Source organism: Clostridium estertheticum, from assembly GCF_026650985.1.
Taxonomy (GTDB): domain Bacteria; phylum Bacillota; class Clostridia; order Clostridiales; family Clostridiaceae; genus Clostridium_AD; species Clostridium_AD estertheticum_C.
Genome location: NZ_CP086239.1, coordinates 4,502,986 through 4,523,946, shown reverse-complemented (window position 1 = coordinate 4,523,946; position 20,961 = coordinate 4,502,986). Strand labels below are relative to the sequence as shown.

Genomic DNA, 20,961 nt, shown 5'->3' with positions numbered 1-20,961 from the left:
CTTCAGAAAGTTTTTTTAGTTCTTTACATTAGCCCTACCACTGTATACAATACCTCTAGCTGCATCCATTGTTATAAAAGAACCAGTTTTAATAATATCAACTGCTCCTGCTGCATTGTATATTATTGGAACCGCTTTTGAAGTACCTTCAACAACAACATCTGATCTTGTTGCATCTTCTTCAACAATAATTCCTGAAACTCTATCTAATAAATCAGTATATTCTTTAGTTAATGTTTTTACTACTAAAATATCACCATCACGCATAGTTTCATTTGCTTCTTTTGCATTTTGCGCAAAGCAAGCTGTACCACAAGCTGATGCGCTTATATTTCCTTTACCTTGAAGTAATATATCACCAACAATATGAACCTTCATCATGTTTGTACTACCTACAAAATTGGCAGGAATTCCAGCAGCAATAACTACTAAATCTCCCTTTTGTACATATCCTGCTTTTAATGCAATAGCTACAGAATTATCTATAAGTTTATCTGTAGATTCTATTTTATCAGCACATACTGAAACAACGCCCCAATTTAATGCTAAACTTCTAGCTACTACTTCATAAGGAGTAACCGCAATAACTGGACATTCTGGTCTATAAGCTGAAACTTTTCTTGCTGTATTACCACTTTGAGTTGCAGTAATAATAGCTGAAGCGTTTAATTCCATAGCAGTAGTACAAGTAGCTAAACTAATAGCATTTGGTACATTAGGAATATGAACTGCTCCCTTATTCTTTAAATTTTCTTTGTAGTTAAGAGCGTTTTCAGCAGTTTGTGCTATTTTAGCCATTATAGTAGCTGCTTCAACTGGGTATTTACCATTAGCAGTTTCACCACTTAACATTATAGCATCTGTACCATCAAATATTGCATTTGCAACATCTGAAGACTCTGCTCTAGTTGGTCTTGGGTTTCTGATCATAGAATCTAACATTTGAGTAGCTGTTATAACTGCTTTACCAGCAGCATTACATTTAGCTATCATCATTTTTTGAACTATTGGAACTTCCTCTGTTGGAATTTCAACTCCTAAATCTCCTCTGGCAACCATGACAGCATCAGATAATTTAATAATATCATCAATGTTATCAACACCTTCTTGATTCTCAACTTTAGAAATTATTTGTACTTTTTCTCCACCATTTTCATTAAGAACACGTCTTATATGAAGTACATCTGATGCTTTTCTTACAAATGATGCTGCAATAAAATCAACACCTATTTCACATCCAAATTTCAAATCATCAATATCTCTTGCTGTAAGTGCAGGAAGATTTATTGCAACTCCAGGAACATTAACACCTTTGTGATTTCCTACCATACCAGTATTTGCAACTACACAATGTACTTTTTTACCTTCAACGCTTTCTACTGTGAGTCCAACTAAACCATCATCTATTAATATAGTATCGCCAGCAACAACATCTTTATATAATTCTTCATAAGTTACAGAGCATATAGTTTCATCTCCAATAACTTCTTCACCACAAACAACAGTGAATTTAGATCCTTCTTGTAATTCAACTTTACCAGCTGAAAAATTTCCTGTTCTTATTTCTGGTCCTTTAGTATCAAGTATTATAGCAATATGTCTATTCATTTCTTTTCTAACTAGTTTGACTCTATCAATTCTTTCTAAATGTTCTTGATGATCACCATGTGAAAAATTATGTCTTGAAGCATCCATTCCTGCATTTATTAAATCTTTTATAGTTTCCATACTTCCACTAGCTGGTCCTACTGTACAAATCATTTTAGTTTTTTTCATTAATTATTCTCCTCTTATTGTATATTATTTTATATTTAGCTTTTATATATAAGCCTTCTTATTAAATCACTTTAGTAAGAAAGAATTTTAGATATTTCATAAAGTTCTTCATTAAATTTTCTTGGTATTTCTAGCGCTTCATTGATATCTTCATCAACTATTTTGCCATTTTTCATACCAATAACTCTGCCTGATCTACCTTCTATAAGTACTTGCACTGCAGCTACTCCCATTTTAGATGCAAGCATTCTATCAAATGCACTTGGACTTCCACCTCTTTGAATATGGCCGAGTATTGTAGCTCTTGATTCAATTCCGGTTATTTCTTCAACCTGCTTTGCAAGTTCATTGGCACCGCCTACACCTTCAGCAAGGATTATTAGATTGTGCATTTTGCCTCTTAATTTACCTTCAAATATAGTTTTGCACAAAGAGTCTATTTCATACCCTTTTTCAGGTATAATTACTTCTTCAGCTCCTCCACCAATACCAGCATATAAGGCTATATCTCCACAGTTTCTTCCCATTACTTCAACAACACTAATTCTCTCATGAGAACTTGAAGTATCTCTTATTTTATTTATAGCATCAAGCACTGTATTTAGTGCTGTATCAAACCCTATCGAATATTCACTATATGGAAGGTCATTATCTATAGTTCCTGGTATACCTACAGTTGCAATACCAAGGTCTGATAAAAGTTGTGCTCCTGCAAAGGAACCATCTCCACCAATTACTACTAGTCCATCAATACCAAATACTCTTAGTACATTAACTGCCTTTTTTCTTCCAGCCTCAGTTTTAAATTCTTCACATCGTGCAGTTCTAAGAATAGTTCCACCTCTATGAATTATATCTGAAACCGAATGTCTATCCATATCAAATATTTCACCATTTATAAGTCCACTATACCCTCTTTGTACACCCATAACTCTTATGCCTTTGAATATAGCCATCCTAACTACTGCTCTAATGGCTGCGTTCATTCCTGGTGCGTCGCCTCCACTTGTTAATACCGCTATTGTTTTCATAACTATTCCTCCTTATAACTCTCTATAGAATAAACAATTATTAATTTTTTCCCCTTTATGATTCTTTGAGGTATAAAACAATTATTAATTGTTTTCCATTTCTGTACCATCGGGATAAATCCGCCCCACCGTGGTCATAATATGTCCATGTTACCAACAAAAATATAACTATTATTAAAAAATACCCTTTATACTCTAATATTATACAAAATTCTCGAAACATTCAACGGTTTATAGAAATAAATATTTATTTTTTAATAAACGGCCTATTACTAGCGTAATGTAATCCTTTTAATGGTTATATTTAAGTTAAATGTATATATTTTACCATTTATCGAGTTGAAATTACTACTTTAGGCAAGATTGTTATTAAAGATAACAATCTTACCTTTAATAACTGCCTCTATAATTATACAAAAATGTTTTATTGTATTTTTATATTATCTTGACCAAATATTTTTCTTAAAACTTCCATAACATCAATTTCTTCACTGAGCCATAAAGCCTTATCCACAGCATACATTTTTCTCGGCTCTTTTGTACACAGATATACAGGAGTACTTCCTCTATATATAGCTAAGTTTTGCTTTATTTTCTTTAATGCATCTTTCATCATAACATCATTTTCAACTAAGATATAAATTTTTTCGCTGTTAATTTTTACAAGAGGCTTAATATCTTCGCATAATATCTTTGGTTGTTCCTCTTCGCGAATACTAACCCTACCTTTAATTATTACTATTTCATCTTCTTCAATAAGTGACTTATATTTTTCAAATGTCTTTGGAAAAACTATTACTTCAACACTAGCATATAAATCCTCTAAATTAATAAATGCCATCATGTCATTATTTTTAGTAACTTTTTTACTAACCGATGATATTATACCACCAATTATAACTTTATCACCATCTTGAAGTTTAAAACTTTCACTAAGCATTTCATTATCTTCTTCAAGACTCTCATCTAGCACAATATCAGATATTCTAGTATTGGTCTGTATATTAAGTGTCTCTTCGTATTCATCTAGCGGATGACCAGACAAATATGTTCCAGTCATTTCCTTTTCCATAGCTAAAATATGTTTCTTTTTAAATTCTTTGATACTCGGATACTCTATTTCAAAATTATTATAATCATTATCAAAATCTAAAAACAGATTTATTTGTCCTGAAATATTTCTCTTTCTATCATTGTTTACTCCATCTAATACCTTCTCATAAACTGCTAGTAGCTGTGATCTATGAATCTTAAAATCATCAAATGCCCCTGCCTTAATAAGACTTTCTACTGCTCTTTTGCTTACACAAGATGTATCTATTTTATTGCAAAAATCCATAAAACCTGAAAATTCGCCTTTCTCTTCTCTATTACGTACAATGCTCTCTATTACATTTACCCCAACATTTTTAAGTGCTGATAGACCAAATCTTATAGTATCACCTTTTACAGTAAACTCGGCGAAGCTTTCATTTATACTAGGAGGCAACACTCCGATATTAATTTGAACTGCATACCTAGTATAAAAGGCTATTTTCTCAGCATTTCCTTTTACACTATTGAGCATTGCTGCTATAAACTCTGTAGGATAATAACACATTAAATATGCAGTCTCATAACCAACAACAGCGTATGCTGCCGCATGTGATTTATTAAATGCATAAGATGCAAAATCCATCATTTGATCAAATATTTTATTTGCTGCCACCTCGGTTATACCATTTCGTAGACAGCCTTGTACTTCTATGTTCCCACTCTCGTCCACTATTCCATGGATAAAGTTATATCGCTCCTCTTCCATGACCTTGTGCTTTTTCTTAGACATAGCACGACGAACTAGATCAGATCTTCCCATTGAATACCCAGCAAGTTTTCTAACTATTTCCATAACTTGCTCCTGATACACCATTACTCCATAAGTAACACCAAGGATTTCCTCAAGCTTTGGAGTAACATATTCCACCTTGTCCATACTATTTTTATTTCTTATGTAACGTGGAATTTCAGCCATTGGGCCCGGTCTATATAAACTTATACCGGCAATAATATCCTCAAATTTATCAGGTTTTAGTTCCTTCATAAAGCTAGTCATTCCTGCAGATTCTAGTTGAAATATACCTACTGTTTTTCCTTCTCCGATCATTTTATAGACTTTATGATCTTCAATATCTAAATTATCTATATCTATAGATACATTTCTATTTTGTTTTACAAAGTCTACACAATCCCTAATAACTGTAAGTGTACGGAGTCCAAGGAAATCCATCTTCAAAAGTCCAAGTTCCTCCAAGGTTCCCATAGGAAATTGTGTTACTATCATTTCATCATTTTTCTGAAGAGGAACATAGTTTACTAAGGGTTGTGATGCAATAACTACTCCTGCCGCATGGGTAGAACTATGTCTTGGAAGCCCCTCGAGTGCCTTTGCAATATTTATAAGCGCTTCAACACGCGAATCGTCTTTATATAATGAATTAAGCTCTGCATTCATTTCCAGAGCCTTATTTATAGTTATATTAAGCACAGATGGTATCATCTTAGCGATCCTGTCAACCTCTGCATACGAATAATTCATAGCACGTCCAACGTCTCTTATACAAGCTCTAGGAGCCATTGTTCCAAATGTTATAATTTGTGATACATTAGTAGATCCATACTTTTCAACAACATAATCAATTACATCTTGACGCCTTTCATAACAAAAATCTGAATCTATATCTGGCATAGATACTCTTTCTGGATTTAAGAAACGTTCAAAAATAAGACTATATTTAATAGGATCGATCTTCGTTATATCTAATGTATAAGCAACTATTGAACCTGCTGCGGATCCACGCCCAGGGCCTGTTGGAATACCATGATCTACTGCAAACTTAATAAAATCCCATACTATAAGGAAATAATCTACATATCCCATTTGTTTTATTATATTAAGCTCATATTCAAGTCTATCCACATACATCTTAGCAATTGGACTAACCTTCGCTATTTCATTTATGTATTCTATAGAGAAGCCTCTGGTAATTACATCACTAAATACTTCATACCTAGGCGCCAACCCCTCGTAACAGTGTTCTCTTAGAAATTCATAAGGATCTACACCGCTAGGCAGTGGAAACCTTGGAAGTTTCGATACATGAAATTCATAATCAAAATTGCACATCTCTGCTATTTTGACTGTATTACTAAGCGCCTCTGGAACATAGGCAAAAGTCTTTTGCATCTCTTCTGGAGACTTTAAATAAAACTGATCTGATGGATACCTCATTCTATTTTCATCATCAACAGTTTTTGCTGTCTGAATACATAAAAGAATATCATGAGCCTTTGAATCCTCTTGCATTATGTAATGAGTATCATTTGTACAAATTAGTGGAATTCCCGTATCCTTAGATAATTTTACTAAGAGTTCATTAACTTTAAACTGGTCTTGCATACCGTGATATTGTAGCTCCAAATAATAGCCATCCTTGAATATATCTCTATATTTTAATGCTATTTCCTTTGCTTTTTCGTAATTACCTCGTAGAAGAAGGCTTTGAACCTCTCCACCAAGACAAGCACTACTAGCAATTATTCCTTCACTATACTTTGATAGAAATTCATAATCAACCCTTGGTTTATAATAAAACCCTTTAATGGATGCTGCCGACACTATGTGCATCAAATTTTGATAACCCTTAGCATTCTTAACTAAAAGTATTAAGTGGTGGGTAGCGTTGTCTCTATCAGTTTCCTTTATATTCATAGATTTAGCAGCTACATATATTTCACAACCAATAATAGGTTTAATTCCCTGTTCTTTCGCTTGTTTATAAAATTCCACGCATCCATACATTACTCCATGATCTGTTATAGCAATACTTTTCATGCCCAGCTCTTTGGTTTTAGCTATAAGTTCTTTAATCTTTCCCGAACCATCAAGAAGGCTGTACTCTGTATGCACATGAAGATGTACAAAACTCCCTAAATCTTCTTTCTTTTTTATCTTTAGTTTCTCCGTCATTTTTTCACTTCCCCTCAACCCATAATTTAATTTTATATGTTATTTGCCAAATATTTTTGCAGAAATCATAGACTTTGCAATAGGCTCATTATTCTTATTGTACATATTTATTTCTACCTTAGAAAAACTCCTACCTTTATCAACAATCTTGGCATATATATCTATATCACTACCCATTTGCACAGGTTTCATAAAGTACGACATAATACTATCCACTGAGATGTTAATGTTATTATTCTGCCTTAATGACATTATCCCCATAGTTGATAGGAGCATATTTAGTGAACTCCAAGAGGCCGTTCCAAAAGGATCTAACATCTGAGGAATAATTTGGCCATTAAAATGTAAGCTATTATCCTCGTGTACACATGTAAAATTCATTAAAATAAGATCTTCTAAAGTTTCAGCTACTTGTGGTTGCCTTAGTGCAAACTCCATTGCTTTTATAACATGTTCTATAGTTAAAACCCCTACAAGCTTCTTCTTATCAACTACAGGACAAATTTTAATTCCATCCCAACCCATAATATGGGCAGCATAAGCTATAGTTGTTTTAGGTGTTACACATACAGGGTTCTTATTCATAATTTTATTAATTAGTTCATCATCATCATTAGATCCCTGTAAATCCCTTAATGTAACTATCCCAATAATTTTCATATTCTCATCTAGTACTGGGTATCTCTCATGATTAGTTTCTAGCATTAGTTGCCTCCAGGTAGACACAGTGTCCGTACCCATAAGACAAGTAGTATTAGTATCCATAACATCTTCAACTAAAATAATTTCCTTTTTAATCATAGTTTCATAAAGAGCCTTGTTTATCATACTAGCTACTGTAAAACTATCATAAGTTGACGATAATACAGGAATTCCTTTTTCATCAGCAAGTATCTTTACCTTTTCGCTACAATCAAAACCTCCAGTAATCAATACTGCAGCCTCATTTTCAAGAGCAAGCAGTTGTGCTTCTTCCCTATTTCCAACAATAAGGAGGTATCCTGGCTTTAGATATCTAATTATTGATTCAACAGCCATTGCTCCTATAATAAATTTATTTAAACTTTTATTTATGCCTTCTTTGCCGCCCAAAATAGTAGCATCAAGAATTCTTATAACTTCAGCATAAGTAAGACTATCAATGTTTTTTTTATATACCTTCTCAACTCTTACAGTTCCCACCCTAGGAACAGTATTAACAATACCCATATTTTCTGCTTCTTTTATCGCTCTATAAGATGTACCATCACTAATGCCGAGTTCAGAACTGATACCTCTTACAGATATCTTAGTTCCAATTTGCAGGGCAAGGATATGATTAACTATCTCCTCATGTTTTGACATTCTCTCCTTACCTTCCTTCTTTCCTTAATTCTTCAGCAATTTTTTCTATTCTTCTTAATCTATGGTTAATACCAGATTTCCCTACTGGTGGTTCAAGTATTGCTCCAAGTTCTTTTAAAGATTCATCAGGATACTCAAGCCTTAGTTCAGCGATCTCTCTCAAATTCTTAGGCAATCTCTTAAAACCTATTTCTTTTTGTATTAATTTTATACTTTCTACTTGTCTTACTGATGCATTTACTGTTTTACTAAGATTAGCCGTTTCACAGTTCACAAGTCTATTTACATTATTTCTCATTTCTTTCATTATCCTTACATTTTCTAAGAATAGTAATGAATTGTGTGCTCCAATTATGTTAAGAAGATCAACTATTTGTTCACCTTCTTTAATATAAATAACAAAACTGCTTTTTCTTTGTATTATTTTTGAAAACAATCCATAGCTATTAATAAGTGTGCTTAATTCCTGTGCATAATCACTATCATGAGTCACAAACTCTACATGATAATTTTTTTCAGGATTACTAATACTTCCACCACCTAAAAAGGCCCCTCTTATATATTTACGTTTGCATTCCTCAGCATCAATTAACCTGCTTGGTATAGTATAATCTATTGAAAAAAAGTTTTCATCCTCAAGGACTGCCACTTGTTTTAATAAGTCTTTAACACCCATCTCTTCCGTAATTATAACAACATATACATTTTTTTTCTTTAGGGAGTTACTTCTCTTAACTAATAATCTAGCGTGAATACCAAAATGTTCCTTTAACAGTTTAAAGATAAGTCGTGCTATTGCAGGATTTTCAGTTGTTATTTGGAAATTTATTTGTTTGTTTGATCCAAGTCCAATAGTCCCACTAACCTTCATTATAGCAGCCATTTCAGCCATGGCCTCTTTCTTACTCATATCTGTAAATCTACAAATTTCATTTTTAACCTTAGACGAAAATGACATTATTCTACTCCTTATTGCGTTTATTTTCCAAAGGAATATTAAAATAAATAACCTTTTTTATTTATTTTTGTTTTCCTTCAGCCTCTGTGATAAATAAAAGTACTCAACTATTTTCTTTTTATCATTAAATAACTTCTTCTCCATAATCGTTTCTACTAAAATGGTTGCAAGCTTGTCTGTATCATGTCTTATATGACCTTTTCCTATTTTAACAAAATCGCTCCTAATTACTCCTACACCAAGCTTTTTAATTTCCTCTTCATTTATAATAACCATATTTGAATTATCATTATGATATTTTAGTTCTAGTTCACTACTTATTTTCCCTGTATTTACCAAAACGCAATCAACAACTTTACCTTTAGCATGCCGATTTATAGCCTTTATATGATCATCAACAGTATAATTATCACTCTCACCTGGTTGGGTCATTATATTTGACACATAAATCCTTATGGCCTTTGTCTTATACAATGCATTTCTTATTTCCTTTACTAATAGATTAGGAATAATACTAGTATAAAGGCTTCCAGGTCCTAGAATTACTGCATCGGCTTCATTTATAGCAACCAAAGCTTCCTTAAGTGCCTTAGCATCTTTAGGTTCTATAAAAACTTCATCAATAGGGCTCTTATTTTCTATTACGCCTCTAGGAATATTTGATTCTCCATCAATTATATTTCCATTTTTAAGCTTTGCCTTTAATGTCATATTATCTAAAGTAACTGGGATAACACTACCTGTTACAGCTAGTACCGAACTCATTTTCTGTACAGCCTCTTCAAAATTATTTGAAATCCCATCCATCGCAGCTAAAAATAAATTACCAAAACTTTGATCCTTTAGTCTTCCATCTTTAAATCTATACTGTAATAATTCGTCCATTAGTGGTTCCGTATCCGCTAACGCCAAAATACAATTTCTAATATCTCCAGGAGGAAGTATGCCTAAATCTTCTCTTAAAATGCCTGACCCCCCACCATCATCTGCTACTGTAACTATCGCTGTTATATTATTAGTATATTTTTTCAGACCTCTAAGCATGGTAGATAAACCAGTGCCTCCACCAATTACTACAATCTTAGGCCCCTTTATAAGTACTCTCTTTTCATATATTAAATCTTCCAATTTTCTCGAACTTATAGCTACATCAATGCTACCTGTATTAACTAATATAATAAAAAATTTTATAATTTGTATTATAGCAACATATATTATCAAAGCTCCAAGCACTATAATCAGCGCTGATAAAACTATCTTTGGCAGAGAGTGATATTCTTTATTTATTAGTTCAAAAATTCCAAACACTAAAATAGAAGCACCTACAATAACTAGAAGAATCCACCTTTTTATATTAATTCCAGGCTTCAGCAAATTCCTTAGCATCATAGCTTACCATCACCTCTATTTACATCTTCATTTATGTCCCTGTGATCTATATTAACATCATATCCATTACGCCCAAGTATTTCATAAATTCTATTTGCTATAGCAACTGACCTATGTCTTCCCCCTGTACATCCTATAGAAACTATAAGTTGTCTTTTTCCTTCTTTTTTATAATTTGGGATAAGAAACTGTAGCATATCTTGAAGTTTTTCTATAAATACTTTAGTCCCTTCAAATTCTAATACATAATCGCGAACCGGTTGATCATTGCCTGAATACTTCTTAAGCTCTGGAATATAAAAAGGATTCGGCAAAAATCTCACATCAAATACCAAATCCGAATCCACAGGTATTCCATATTTAAATCCAAACGAAAGCACGGTTATAACAAGCTTAGTTTCTATCTGACCTTCCTCACCATAGATATTATTTATTTCTTCTGTAAGTTCTCTTGCAGAAAGCTTAGATGTATTAATTATATGGTCAGCACGCTCACGTACATCCCTAAGTTTGCGTCTTTCAGTTTCAATTCCATTTACAACTCTTCCCTCTGGCGCTAGAGGATGTTTCCGCCTTGACTCTTTATATCTTTTAATAAGCACTTTATCTGAAGCCTCTAGAAATAATATTTCATACTCATACCCTTCATCTTTTAGGTATGTTAAGCTTTCAAATAAATCATCAAAAAACTTTCCACCACGAATATCTATAACTAAAGCAATTCTGTCAATATTACCATTAGATTGATAACATGCCTCAGCAAATTTGGGAATTAAAACAGGTGGCAAATTATCCACACAAAAAAAACCTAAATCCTCAAGGTTTCGTACCGTTTGTGTTTTTCCAGCTCCCGATAACCCCGTCAATATAACAAATCTCATCAAAAAAAACCCCCTCTACAAAAATCAAGAATTTCTATTACACCAAATATTTTATTATTGCTACTAATATTTTAATATTATTAATTATTCACTTTAAATGTTTGTCTACTTAGTTGTACTAATACAGTTTCATTTTTAATTATAACACAAATAATCATAATTATAGATATGTAAATATAAAAAAAAACGCACAAAGATTTATCCTATTGTGCGTTTTAAAATCATATTTATTTTATAATTTTTTTAAATTATTCATATTAAACTCATTTTTTACCTATAAGATAAAATAATTTAGTAAGAAGATGACCCAGCTTCGCAGGAAGATGTTCCCTCAAAAGATTCTTTGTCCTCTCCCCAAATCTTTACCTCAGTATCAAGCTTTACACCAAATTTTTTTTGCACTTCATCCTGTACAAGCTTGATTAAATCCAAAATATCTGTTGCACTTGCGCTCTTTTTATTGATAATAAAACCAGAATGTTTAACAGACACCTCTGCATCACCAACATGAGTTCCTTTAAGATTTGAATCTTGTATAAGTACACTTGCATAATGCCCTTCAGGTCTTTTAAATGTACTCCCTGCCGATGCATATTCCAAAGGTTGTTTATCACTTCTTTTTTTTGCAAGGTCATCCATTCTAGCTTTTATAATTTCCTTGTCACCGGCCTGTAATTTAAGAGTAACGCTTATAACTGTATATCCATATTTAAGAACAGCACTACTTCTGTAAGATAGCTCCATATCGTCTTTGTCTATTGTTAATAATTCTCCATTTTGGTCTATTGCGAGTAGACTATCTAAAACCATAGACATTTCGCCGTTATATGCTCCTGCATTCATAGCTGCTGCCCCACCAATGCTACCTGGAATTCCGTTAGCAAACTCAATACCTTTAAGCCCTTTGTCTAATGCCACCATTGTAACATCATATAAACTAGCTCCACTTTGAGCTGTTATTTTATTTCCTTCAACCTCAATTTTATTAAGATTACATAGCTTTATAACAACACCGCGAATACCGCCATCCTTAACTAGTAAATTAGAACCATTTCCTATTAAATAATATTTAACTTTATATTTTTCACAAATTTTTATTAAAGCTTGAACTTCTAAAACATCACTTGGCGTTACTAAAATATCAGCTGGCCCACCCACTCTAAAAGAAGTATGGTTTTCCATTGGTTCGTCTACCTTTATATTAGAATTGTCTGTTACTTTATTTATTTGTTTTAATAATTCCGCATATAATTTCATATTCTACTCCTTGAAAATATTAATATATTTATATACTTGCATAACATAAATAATATTATTTATGTTATGCAAGATATAGTTCTTTTAGTTTACCCTTTTTACTACAATATTTCAACAGTTTAAATTTATCATAATATAAATATTCCGAATAAGTTTATTTATTATTTTTAAAATATGATATAACGCACTCTGCGGACTTGCTATCCATAGATGGGGTATCCATTAGCTCTTTTGCGCCAGCACCTTTTATATTATCTATACTACCAAACTTTTTTAATAACTCTCTTCTTCTCTTTTCGCCTATATTGGGTATGTTATCCAATATAGAATATAATGTTCTTTTATCCCTAAGCGTTCTGTGATAAGTAATTGCAAATCTATGGACCTCATCTTGTATTCTAGTAATTAAGTGCATACTTTGGGAATTGTTTTTCATAAATAGCTCTATATTATTATATATTAAACCTCTAGTTTTGTGCCTATCATCCTTAACCATTCCGCATACTGGTATATCAATATTAAGATTATTTAAAACTTCAAGGGCCACATTAACCTGACCTTTTCCACCATCCATAAGAATTAAATCCGGGAACACACAAAACTTGCCCTTACTAAGTTCTAAATTTCTCTCTTTTATTCTCTCCACTTCATCGAGTCCACGACGAAACCTCCGTTCTAAGATTTCCCGCATACTATCATAATCATTTGCTCCTATTACTGACTTTATCTTAAACCTTCTATAATCACTGTTTTTAGGCTTTCCACCTTCAAAAACCACCATGCTCCCTACAGAATCTACACCCATTATATTTGATATATCATATGATTCAATTCTATCAGGTATCTCATCAAGTTTTAATAGTTCTGTAATCTCTTGCATTGCGATTTTATGAATTTCCTTATCTTGCATATCCTTTAATTTAAAATTTTCGAGAGTTATCTTTGCATTATTTGCAACCATCTCTAAAGTTTTTTTCTTTTCTCCCTTTTGAGGAATCTTAATAGTTACCTTTGAATCTTTTTTAGCGCTAAGCCATTGTTCTAAGATTTCTACCTCACTTATAAAAGGTACATATATTGTTTTAGGGATAAATGCTGTCCCGCCATAAAACCTCTTTATAAATTCTTCTATAAGTTCATTTTCTACATTCTCTGCTTCATCATTTAAAATAAAGTGTTCTCTACCTACTATCTTACCATCACGAAGGAAAAACACTTGAATACAAACATCTTTTTCATCAACATACACATTAATGAAATCTTCATTCTCACAATTTCCTATTATAATTTTTTGTTTCTCATTTATTTTTTCTATAGCCATAATCTTATCCCGAAGCATTGCTGCTTTTTCAAATTCCAAAACTTCCGATGCACTTTCCATTTTGTTTCTTAAATCTTCCTTTATACTTTTATCTTTTCCCGTAAGTAGATCCAATGCACCTTTTATAATTTTTCCATACTCTTCTTTACTAATATACCCTGTACAAGGGGCTTTACATAACCCTATATGATAGTTTAAACATGGTCTATCATATAGGACCCCTTCTTTAATATTTCTTCTGCATGTTCTAAGCGGAAATATTTGTTTTATAAGTTCAATGGTACTATATACAGCTGCAGAATCTGTGTATGGTCCAAAGTATCTCCCTCCATCATTTGCAATATTTCTAGTTACAAATACCCTCGGGAACTCCTCATTAATAGTTATCTTTATAAATGGATAATGCTTATCATCTTTAAGCAAAATATTATATCTTGGGCTATATTTCTTAATAAGATTGCACTCAAGTATCAATGCCTCCATCTCTGAATCAGTTACTATATATTCAAATTCAGCTATATTTTTCACCATAGCCATAACTTTTACAGAATGATTTTTTGATGATTTAAAATACTGTCTTACTCTATTTTTTAATATTTTAGCCTTCCCAACGTATATTATTTCACCAAGATCATTTTTCATAAGATATACTCCTGGTTCATCTGGAAGAGTCTTTAGTTGATAATCAAAGTCAAACATAATACAACACCCTCCCCTTTAATATTATAATTATTTTCACTCAAACATGTATATCCACAATTATACCTTTTCATTTAAATTTCCCGGGCAATTTATTACAAGTTACTACATATACTATTTTTTCTATACCGGCATTCATTTTATACGTCATTTTCTCTAATTATACTACTAAATAAATTATAGAATACAAAATATAAAGTCAAATATTATTGTAATATTTGACTTTATATTTTCACCATTATGCCCATGCTTTCGCATGTTTTTTAAAATTAACAAAATTAGAGTTTTATTGCAAATAAGTTCTAACAAGTTCCCTAGTTATCTCAGCAGCTTTAGCGCCACCTTGTCCGCCTTCCTCTACAATTACCGCTATAGCAATTTGAGGATCATCATAAGGCGCAAATCCAGTAAACCAAGCATGTGGAGCTTCTTGTTTACTTGGGTCATCATGATCTGCGGTACCCGTTTTACCACTAACTACTATGTCAGAAAGAGCTGCAGCAGTACCTGTTCCTTGAGATACTACCTCCTTCATTAAGCCCTTCATAATATCAGAATTATTTTTTGTCATAACTTGACCAAGCTGCTTGGGCTGTAATTTCTCTATAGACTTACCCTTGCTACTTAATATTTCTTTAACAAGCATTGGTTCCATCATTGTACCACCATTAGCAACTGCACTCACAACTAATGCCATTTGCATAGGCGTAACTAAAACCCCTGCCTGACCTATAGCACTCTGCGCAATATTACCTTTTTCATTATTTTTATAATCTGGAAATACACTATTTTCTACAGTTAAACCTATAGTTGGAATGTTTTTGTTAAAATAAAATTTTTCTGCGGTATCTTTCAATGCCTTATTTCCTAAATCGAGACCTAATGATCCGAAAAAAACATTACTAGAATGCATATAGGCAGATTTAAAATCTATATTTCCAAAAGATTCACCATTATAATCTTCCAAGAGTTTTGTTCCATTAACAATTAAACTACCATTATCATTTAAGCTGCTATTGTAAACATTGGCTATGTTTTCTAAAGCACTTGCTGCCGTAACAGTCTTAAATGTAGACCCTGGTGGATATAGTCCAGATACTGCTCTATTAAGCAGAGGCATTTCCTTATTTGTAGTTATACTCTTCCAATCTTTCTCTAAATTATTAGGATCATAAGAAGGTTTAGAAACCATAGCTAAAATTTCTCCAGTTTTAGGGTTCATTGCTACTATGGAACCTCGATGATCACCTAAAAGTTCATAAGCCTTTTTTTGGAGTTTAGAATCAAGCGTAGTCCTTAAACCATTACCAACTTTTTGTTCAGTGTCCTTATTAAAGAAGACAAATTTTGAAAGTGTTGTATCATTATTGCCCATAAGTTGTGTATCATATTTTTTTTCAAGGCCACTAAGTCCATAAACAGGATCCATATATCCTATAGCATGTGCAAAAACTGCACCTTGCAAATAATTCTGTTTTTGAGATGTTTCACTTGTCTTCGTGCTTTTTGTTAAAGCTACCATATCCTTGTCATAAATTGTTCCCCTTAATACCTTATTTCTCTCTGCCCAAAGCCTTCGATTAAAGGTACTAGCTACCGCTTTCTGACTATTAAACATATATACATAAGTTATATATGTAATCAAAGCAATAAAGAGTATTAAAAATACCAACAGGACCTTTTTTATATTACTTACAAAATCATTCATAATTTTGACCGTCCTCCGAAATTTTTTGAAGTATACCTAGTGAAAAAAAAGTCACAAGCATTGAACTTCCTCCAGAACTAACTAGTGGTAGTGTTATCCCCGTTAGAGGAATAGCTCCAACTACTCCTCCTACTATAACTAATACTTGAGCAGCTAGCATTGTACTATATCCCACCGCGAGTAACCTGGTAAAGTTATCCTTGCTATAAATAGGTACCCTCATACACCTGTAAAACAATAAAAAATATAAAATAAGAATAGCAAATCCAGTAACTAGTCCCATCTCCTCACAAACAGCTGCAAAAATAAAATCTGTAGTAACTACAGGAACCATTCCAGGATGTCCAAGACCAAGGCCTGTTCCGAAAAGACCACCCGAGGCTATGGAAATTAAAGATTGCACTAACTGATATCCATCCTTAGTTGCATATTTCCAGGGGTCACCCCAAATCGTAACCCTCAATCGCACATGTCCAAACATTTGATAACTTATAAACCCACCTACCATAAATAATACTAAACATAATAGGATATATTTAAAATTTGAAGTTGCAATATATAACATAGTTATTGATATAGCGAAAAATAGGAGGGCCGAACCCAAGTCTGTTTGAACTACCATAAGCCCAAGTGATATCATAACTACTATTCCAGGTTCAATTAATGCCTTAAATTTAGAAATTTCTGACTTACCTTCGGTTTTTATTCCGTAATATTGCAATGATGCTGCTAAATACGCCACCAAAGATAATTTACCAAATTCTGTTGGTTGAAAGGTGAACCCAGCTATTTTTACCCAATTTTTAGCTCCATAAGTTGTCGCTCCCATTATACTTCCCAAAGACATAAGAATAAGAGTACATATCATATAAACATATTTGTACTTCCCAAACTTACTCAAACTTGGGAAAAGAACTACCACTAAAATAAATATAGCTATCCCAACTGCATAGAAAATAAGTTGTTTAATCGCAACGGGCGAGTCAAGCCTATATAACATTCCTATACCTATAACCGCCAATACATTTGAAAAAAGTAGGATATATTTATCCCCATCCGGAAAAAATCTTCTTATAACAAAATGTGAAGCTGCAAAAACAAAGCATATTATTCCACCCATTATTAGAGCGTTTTTGTCAAACTCGTTTTTACCAATAAAATACATATTCAAAAATAGAACTATACATAAAAGATAGGTATACCGTAGCAGCTTTCTCTCTTGTTTTATACTATCCATAATATCACCCCGCTTGCACTCATAATTTACCCTATAACCTTAAAGGTTGAAGTTCCTATTTTAATTACGTCACCTTTTTTTATATACACTGTATCCTTAACCGCTTTATTGTTCATTATAGTACCATTAGTACTTCCCAAATCCTGCAAAATATAATTTGTATTTTTCATATATATTTTTGCATGCTGAGAAGACACATATTTGTCTCCCAGAATTAAAAGATTATCTGCCTTTCTGCCTATTGAAAGTTGATCATTTAAAGGTATAACCGCGCCGACCCTCAAATTAAGATTATCGCCTCTTTCAATAACCTCAAGACCCATAGTTTTCTTTATAACTGGTTTCTTTTTTGCACCACCTTTTATGTCCTTATACATTATTCTCAATGCAAATATTATTATAATGTAAATAATCGCTATAATAGCATATTTCAAAAACTTGCTTATCTCAGCCATAATGCACTTTCTCCTCTTTAAAAAATAGTCAAAGACTAGCATTCACTTTATGCTAGCCTTATATAAATTATAACATTTTTTTTAGGTAATGTCCTGTATATGAATTTACATTTAAAGATATTTCTTTTGGTGTGCCAGTGCACAAAATGGTTCCTCCCTTGTCTCCGCCCTCAGGTCCTAAGTCTATAACATAGTCTGAACACTTTATAACATCTAAATTATGCTCAATTACAACTACTGTATTCCCTGAATCTACCAGTCTTTGAAGTATTATAATAAGTTTACTAACATCATCGATATGGAGGCCTGTAGTAGGCTCATCTAAAATGTAAAATGTTTTACCCGTACTCCTCTTAGATAATTCTGAAGCAAGTTTAATTCTCTGAGCCTCCCCACCTGATAATTGCGTTGAAGGTTGACCAAGTCTTACATAACCAAGACCAACATCCATTAGTGTTTTAAGTTTACTATAAATTCTCGGAATATTCTCAAAAAACTTAACAGCCTCTTCAACCGTCATATTTAAAATATCATCAATGTTTTTCCCCTTATACTTAACCTCTAAAGTTTCTCTATTATATCTTTTACCTGTGCAAACTTCGCAAGGAACATAAACATCAGATAAAAATTGCATTTCTATTTTAATTATTCCATCACCGTGGCAGGCTTCACATCTTCCACCCTTCACATTAAAGCTAAATCTTCCTGGTTTATACCCCCTGATTTTAGACTCAGAGCTCATGGAGAAAACATCACGGATTACATCGAAAACGCCAGTATATGTAGCTGGGTTTGACCTGGGAGTACGCCCTATAGGGCCTTGATCGATATTAATAATTTTATCTATATTCTCTGCACCTAAGATATCTTTATGAAGTCCGGGATTCTTTTTAGAGTGATTCAATTTTTTATTAAGACCTTTAAATAGAATTTCATTTACTAAAGTGCTCTTTCCAGAACCTGAAACACCAGTAACAGAAGTAAACACACCTAATGGAAAATCTACACTAACATTCTTTAGATTATTTTGCCTTGCATTAAGTATTTTTATAGAATTCCCATTCGATTTTCTGGTTTTGCTTGGAACATCAATCTTCTTCTTACCGCTTAAATATTGACCTGTAATAGACCTTTCACAATTTTTTACATCTTCAATTGTTCCGGTAGCGACAATTTCTCCACCATGTTCTCCAGCCTCTGGCCCAACATCTACAATGAAATCTGCGGCTTTCATTGTATCTTCATCATGCTCTACAACAATTACCGTATTTCCTATATCTCTTAAATGTTTTAATGTCTTTATAAGTTTATCATTATCTCTTTGATGAAGACCTATACTAGGCTCATCTAAAATGTATAAAACCCCCATTAAACTAGAACCTATCTGAGTTGCAAGTCTTATTCTCTGTGCTTCTCCACCAGATAATGTAGCTGCCGATCTAGCTAAATTTAGATAATCAAGACCTACATCCTTTAAAAAATTAAGTCTATTATTTATTTCTTTAAATATTTGATTAGATATAGTTTTATTTTTCTCTGATAATTTTATATCCTTTAAAAATATAACTTCATCTGTAATAGATAATTGACAAAATTCACTTATATTCTTGCCACCAACTGTTACTGCAAGTACCTCTGGGCTTAACCTTGCACCCTTACACTTAGGGCATGCATTATCACCCATATATTGTTCTACATCTCGTTTAATATAATCAGAAGATGTTTCAAAATATCGTCTCTTTAAGTTGTTTATAATGCCTTCATAGGTATGATTAAAAGTACCCGATCTATACTCCTTGACATAATTAACCTTAACTTTTTCCCCATTTGTTCCATATAATAGTATTTTAAGAATTTCTGGGTCATAATCCTCTATTGGTGTATCTAAACTAAATTTGTACTTTTCACTTAGAGCACGTAGCACTGAAAAAGTCCAAGAATCCTCCTTAAGACTGCCTTCCCCAAAAGACATAACAGCTCCACCTTTAATACTCTTACTTTTATCTGGTATTATAAGGTCCTCATCAATTTCCATAAGAGTACCAAGTCCATCGCAATTGTCGCACTTACCATAAGGAGCATTAAAAGAAAACATCCTAGGAGCTAATTCCCCAATGCTAATCCCACAATCTATGCAAGCAAAATGCTCACTAAAGAGTATATCTTCACCATCAACAACACTAGCAATAGCAGTACCCTCTGCTAGTTTTAATGCACTCTCCAAGGATTCAGTAAGTCTACTACGCACTTCCTCTTTTACAGAAATTCTATCTATTACTATCTCTATACTATGTTTCTTAGTTTTTGCAAGTTTTATATCCTCTTCCATAAGTTCTACAGTAGTGCCATCTATTCTAGCACGAACAAAACCATTTTTTTTAATGTTCTCTATAATTTTAACGTGTTCGCCCTTTTTCCCCCTTATGATTGGAGCTAAAATGGAAATCTTAGTTTTCAGTGGCATCTCCATTATTCTATCCACCATTTGGTCTACAGTCTGCTGAGTAATTTCCTTGCCACATTTAGGACAATGAGGTGTTCCCACTTTAGCATAAAGAAGTCTCAAATAGTCATAAATTTCAGTTACAGTACCCACTGTAGAACGTGGATTCCTATTAGTAGTTTTTTGATCTATAGAAATAGCAGGTGATAACCCCTCTATATATTCAACATCTGGCTTATCCATATTGCCTAGAAATTGCCTTGCATAAGCCGATAATGACTCTACATACCGTCTTTGCCCCTCCGCATATAATGTATCAAAAGCAAGAGACGACTTACCTGATCCCGAAAGTCCAGTAAACACTATTAACTTATCTCTTGGTATCTCCAAATCAACGTTTTTTAAATTATGAACCTTAGCGCCTTTTATAAAAATTTTATCTCTCATAGTCTCCTC

13 protein-coding genes are annotated in these 20,961 nt (G+C 32.8%); all 13 read right to left on the bottom strand.

Translation table 11 applies throughout. The features are described 5' to 3' along the window. Positions 1 to 15: 15 nt before the first annotated feature. The 13 genes from pyk to uvrA all read right to left on the bottom strand — a co-directional run bounded on the left by pyk (position 16) and on the right by uvrA (position 20,952). Positions 16 to 1,776: a pyruvate kinase gene (gene pyk, locus LL038_RS21710; protein ID WP_216120650.1), complete on the bottom strand. Its 1,761-nt coding sequence runs from the start codon at positions 1,774 to 1,776 to the stop codon at positions 16 to 18. Between the two features lie 71 nt (positions 1,777 to 1,847). Continuing rightward, positions 1,848 to 2,807, bottom strand: a complete 960-nt coding sequence (pfkA, locus tag LL038_RS21705; RefSeq protein ID WP_216120648.1) for a 6-phosphofructokinase — start codon at positions 2,805 to 2,807, stop codon at positions 1,848 to 1,850. Positions 2,808 to 3,231: 424 nt separating this feature from the next. Further along, positions 3,232 to 6,813: a DNA polymerase III subunit alpha gene (locus tag LL038_RS21700; RefSeq protein ID WP_216120645.1), complete on the bottom strand. Its 3,582-nt coding sequence runs from the start codon at positions 6,811 to 6,813 to the stop codon at positions 3,232 to 3,234. A 39-nt stretch (positions 6,814 to 6,852) separates the two neighbouring features. Continuing rightward, positions 6,853 to 8,157: a DRTGG domain-containing protein gene (locus LL038_RS21695; RefSeq protein WP_216120643.1), complete on the bottom strand. Its 1,305-nt coding sequence runs from the start codon at positions 8,155 to 8,157 to the stop codon at positions 6,853 to 6,855. A 7-nt stretch (positions 8,158 to 8,164) separates the two neighbouring features. Further along, positions 8,165 to 9,115 (bottom strand): DNA-binding protein WhiA, encoded by a 951-nt coding sequence (gene whiA, locus LL038_RS21690; protein WP_071614452.1) that lies wholly within the window; start codon positions 9,113 to 9,115, stop codon positions 8,165 to 8,167. 57 nt (positions 9,116 to 9,172) lie between these two features. After that, positions 9,173 to 10,504 (bottom strand): gluconeogenesis factor YvcK family protein, encoded by a 1,332-nt coding sequence (locus LL038_RS21685; RefSeq protein WP_216120640.1) that lies wholly within the window; start codon positions 10,502 to 10,504, stop codon positions 9,173 to 9,175. Then, entirely contained in the window at positions 10,501 to 11,385 is an 885-nt protein-coding gene (rapZ, locus tag LL038_RS21680) for an RNase adapter RapZ (RefSeq protein ID WP_171295842.1), read from the bottom strand. The genes LL038_RS21685 and rapZ overlap by 4 nt, the downstream gene beginning before the upstream one ends. Positions 11,386 to 11,676: 291 nt before the next feature. Then, entirely contained in the window at positions 11,677 to 12,642 is a 966-nt protein-coding gene (gene murB, locus LL038_RS21675) for a UDP-N-acetylmuramate dehydrogenase (protein ID WP_216120638.1), read from the bottom strand. Positions 12,643 to 12,796: 154 nt separating this feature from the next. Then, positions 12,797 to 14,662 (bottom strand): excinuclease ABC subunit UvrC, encoded by a 1,866-nt coding sequence (uvrC, locus tag LL038_RS21670; protein WP_216120636.1) that lies wholly within the window; start codon positions 14,660 to 14,662, stop codon positions 12,797 to 12,799. Positions 14,663 to 14,948: 286 nt separating this feature from the next. After that, the gene (locus tag LL038_RS21665; protein WP_216120634.1) at positions 14,949 to 16,370 is read right to left on the bottom strand and encodes a peptidoglycan D,D-transpeptidase FtsI family protein; all 1,422 of its coding nucleotides are present in this window, start codon (positions 16,368 to 16,370) and stop codon (positions 14,949 to 14,951) included. After that, positions 16,363 to 17,607: an FtsW/RodA/SpoVE family cell cycle protein gene (locus LL038_RS21660; RefSeq protein WP_216120632.1), complete on the bottom strand. Its 1,245-nt coding sequence runs from the start codon at positions 17,605 to 17,607 to the stop codon at positions 16,363 to 16,365. Before LL038_RS21660 ends, LL038_RS21665 begins: the two co-directional genes overlap by 8 nt. Before the next feature lie 26 nt (positions 17,608 to 17,633). Continuing rightward, a complete protein-coding gene (locus LL038_RS21655) occupies positions 17,634 to 18,062 on the bottom strand; it encodes an FHA domain-containing protein (protein WP_216120630.1) in 429 nt (142 codons plus the stop codon). A gap of 67 nt (positions 18,063 to 18,129) precedes the next feature. Next, a complete protein-coding gene (gene uvrA, locus LL038_RS21650) occupies positions 18,130 to 20,952 on the bottom strand; it encodes an excinuclease ABC subunit UvrA (RefSeq protein WP_216120628.1) in 2,823 nt (940 codons plus the stop codon). Between the last annotated feature and the right edge of the window lie 9 nt (positions 20,953 to 20,961).

Coding starts and splice junctions, on each gene's coding strand:
- pyk (WP_216120650.1), bottom strand. CDS start 1,776: ATGAAAAAAACTAAAATGATTTGTACAGTAGGACCAGCTAGTGGAAGT.
- pfkA (WP_216120648.1), bottom strand. CDS start 2,807: ATGAAAACAATAGCGGTATTAACAAGTGGAGGCGACGCACCAGGAATG.
- LL038_RS21700 (WP_216120645.1), bottom strand. CDS start 6,813: ATGACGGAGAAACTAAAGATAAAAAAGAAAGAAGATTTAGGGAGTTTT.
- LL038_RS21695 (WP_216120643.1), bottom strand. CDS start 8,157: ATGTCAAAACATGAGGAGATAGTTAATCATATCCTTGCCCTGCAAATT.
- whiA (WP_071614452.1), bottom strand. CDS start 9,115: ATGTCATTTTCGTCTAAGGTTAAAAATGAAATTTGTAGATTTACAGAT.
- LL038_RS21685 (WP_216120640.1), bottom strand. CDS start 10,504: ATGATGCTAAGGAATTTGCTGAAGCCTGGAATTAATATAAAAAGGTGG.
- rapZ (WP_171295842.1), bottom strand. CDS start 11,385: ATGAGATTTGTTATATTGACGGGGTTATCGGGAGCTGGAAAAACACAA.
- murB (WP_216120638.1), bottom strand. CDS start 12,642: ATGAAATTATATGCGGAATTATTAAAACAAATAAATAAAGTAACAGAC.
- uvrC (WP_216120636.1), bottom strand. CDS start 14,662: ATGTTTGACTTTGATTATCAACTAAAGACTCTTCCAGATGAACCAGGA.
- LL038_RS21665 (WP_216120634.1), bottom strand. CDS start 16,370: ATGAATGATTTTGTAAGTAATATAAAAAAGGTCCTGTTGGTATTTTTA.
- LL038_RS21660 (WP_216120632.1), bottom strand. CDS start 17,607: ATGGATAGTATAAAACAAGAGAGAAAGCTGCTACGGTATACCTATCTT.
- LL038_RS21655 (WP_216120630.1), bottom strand. CDS start 18,062: ATGGCTGAGATAAGCAAGTTTTTGAAATATGCTATTATAGCGATTATT.
- uvrA (WP_216120628.1), bottom strand. CDS start 20,952: ATGAGAGATAAAATTTTTATAAAAGGCGCTAAGGTTCATAATTTAAAA.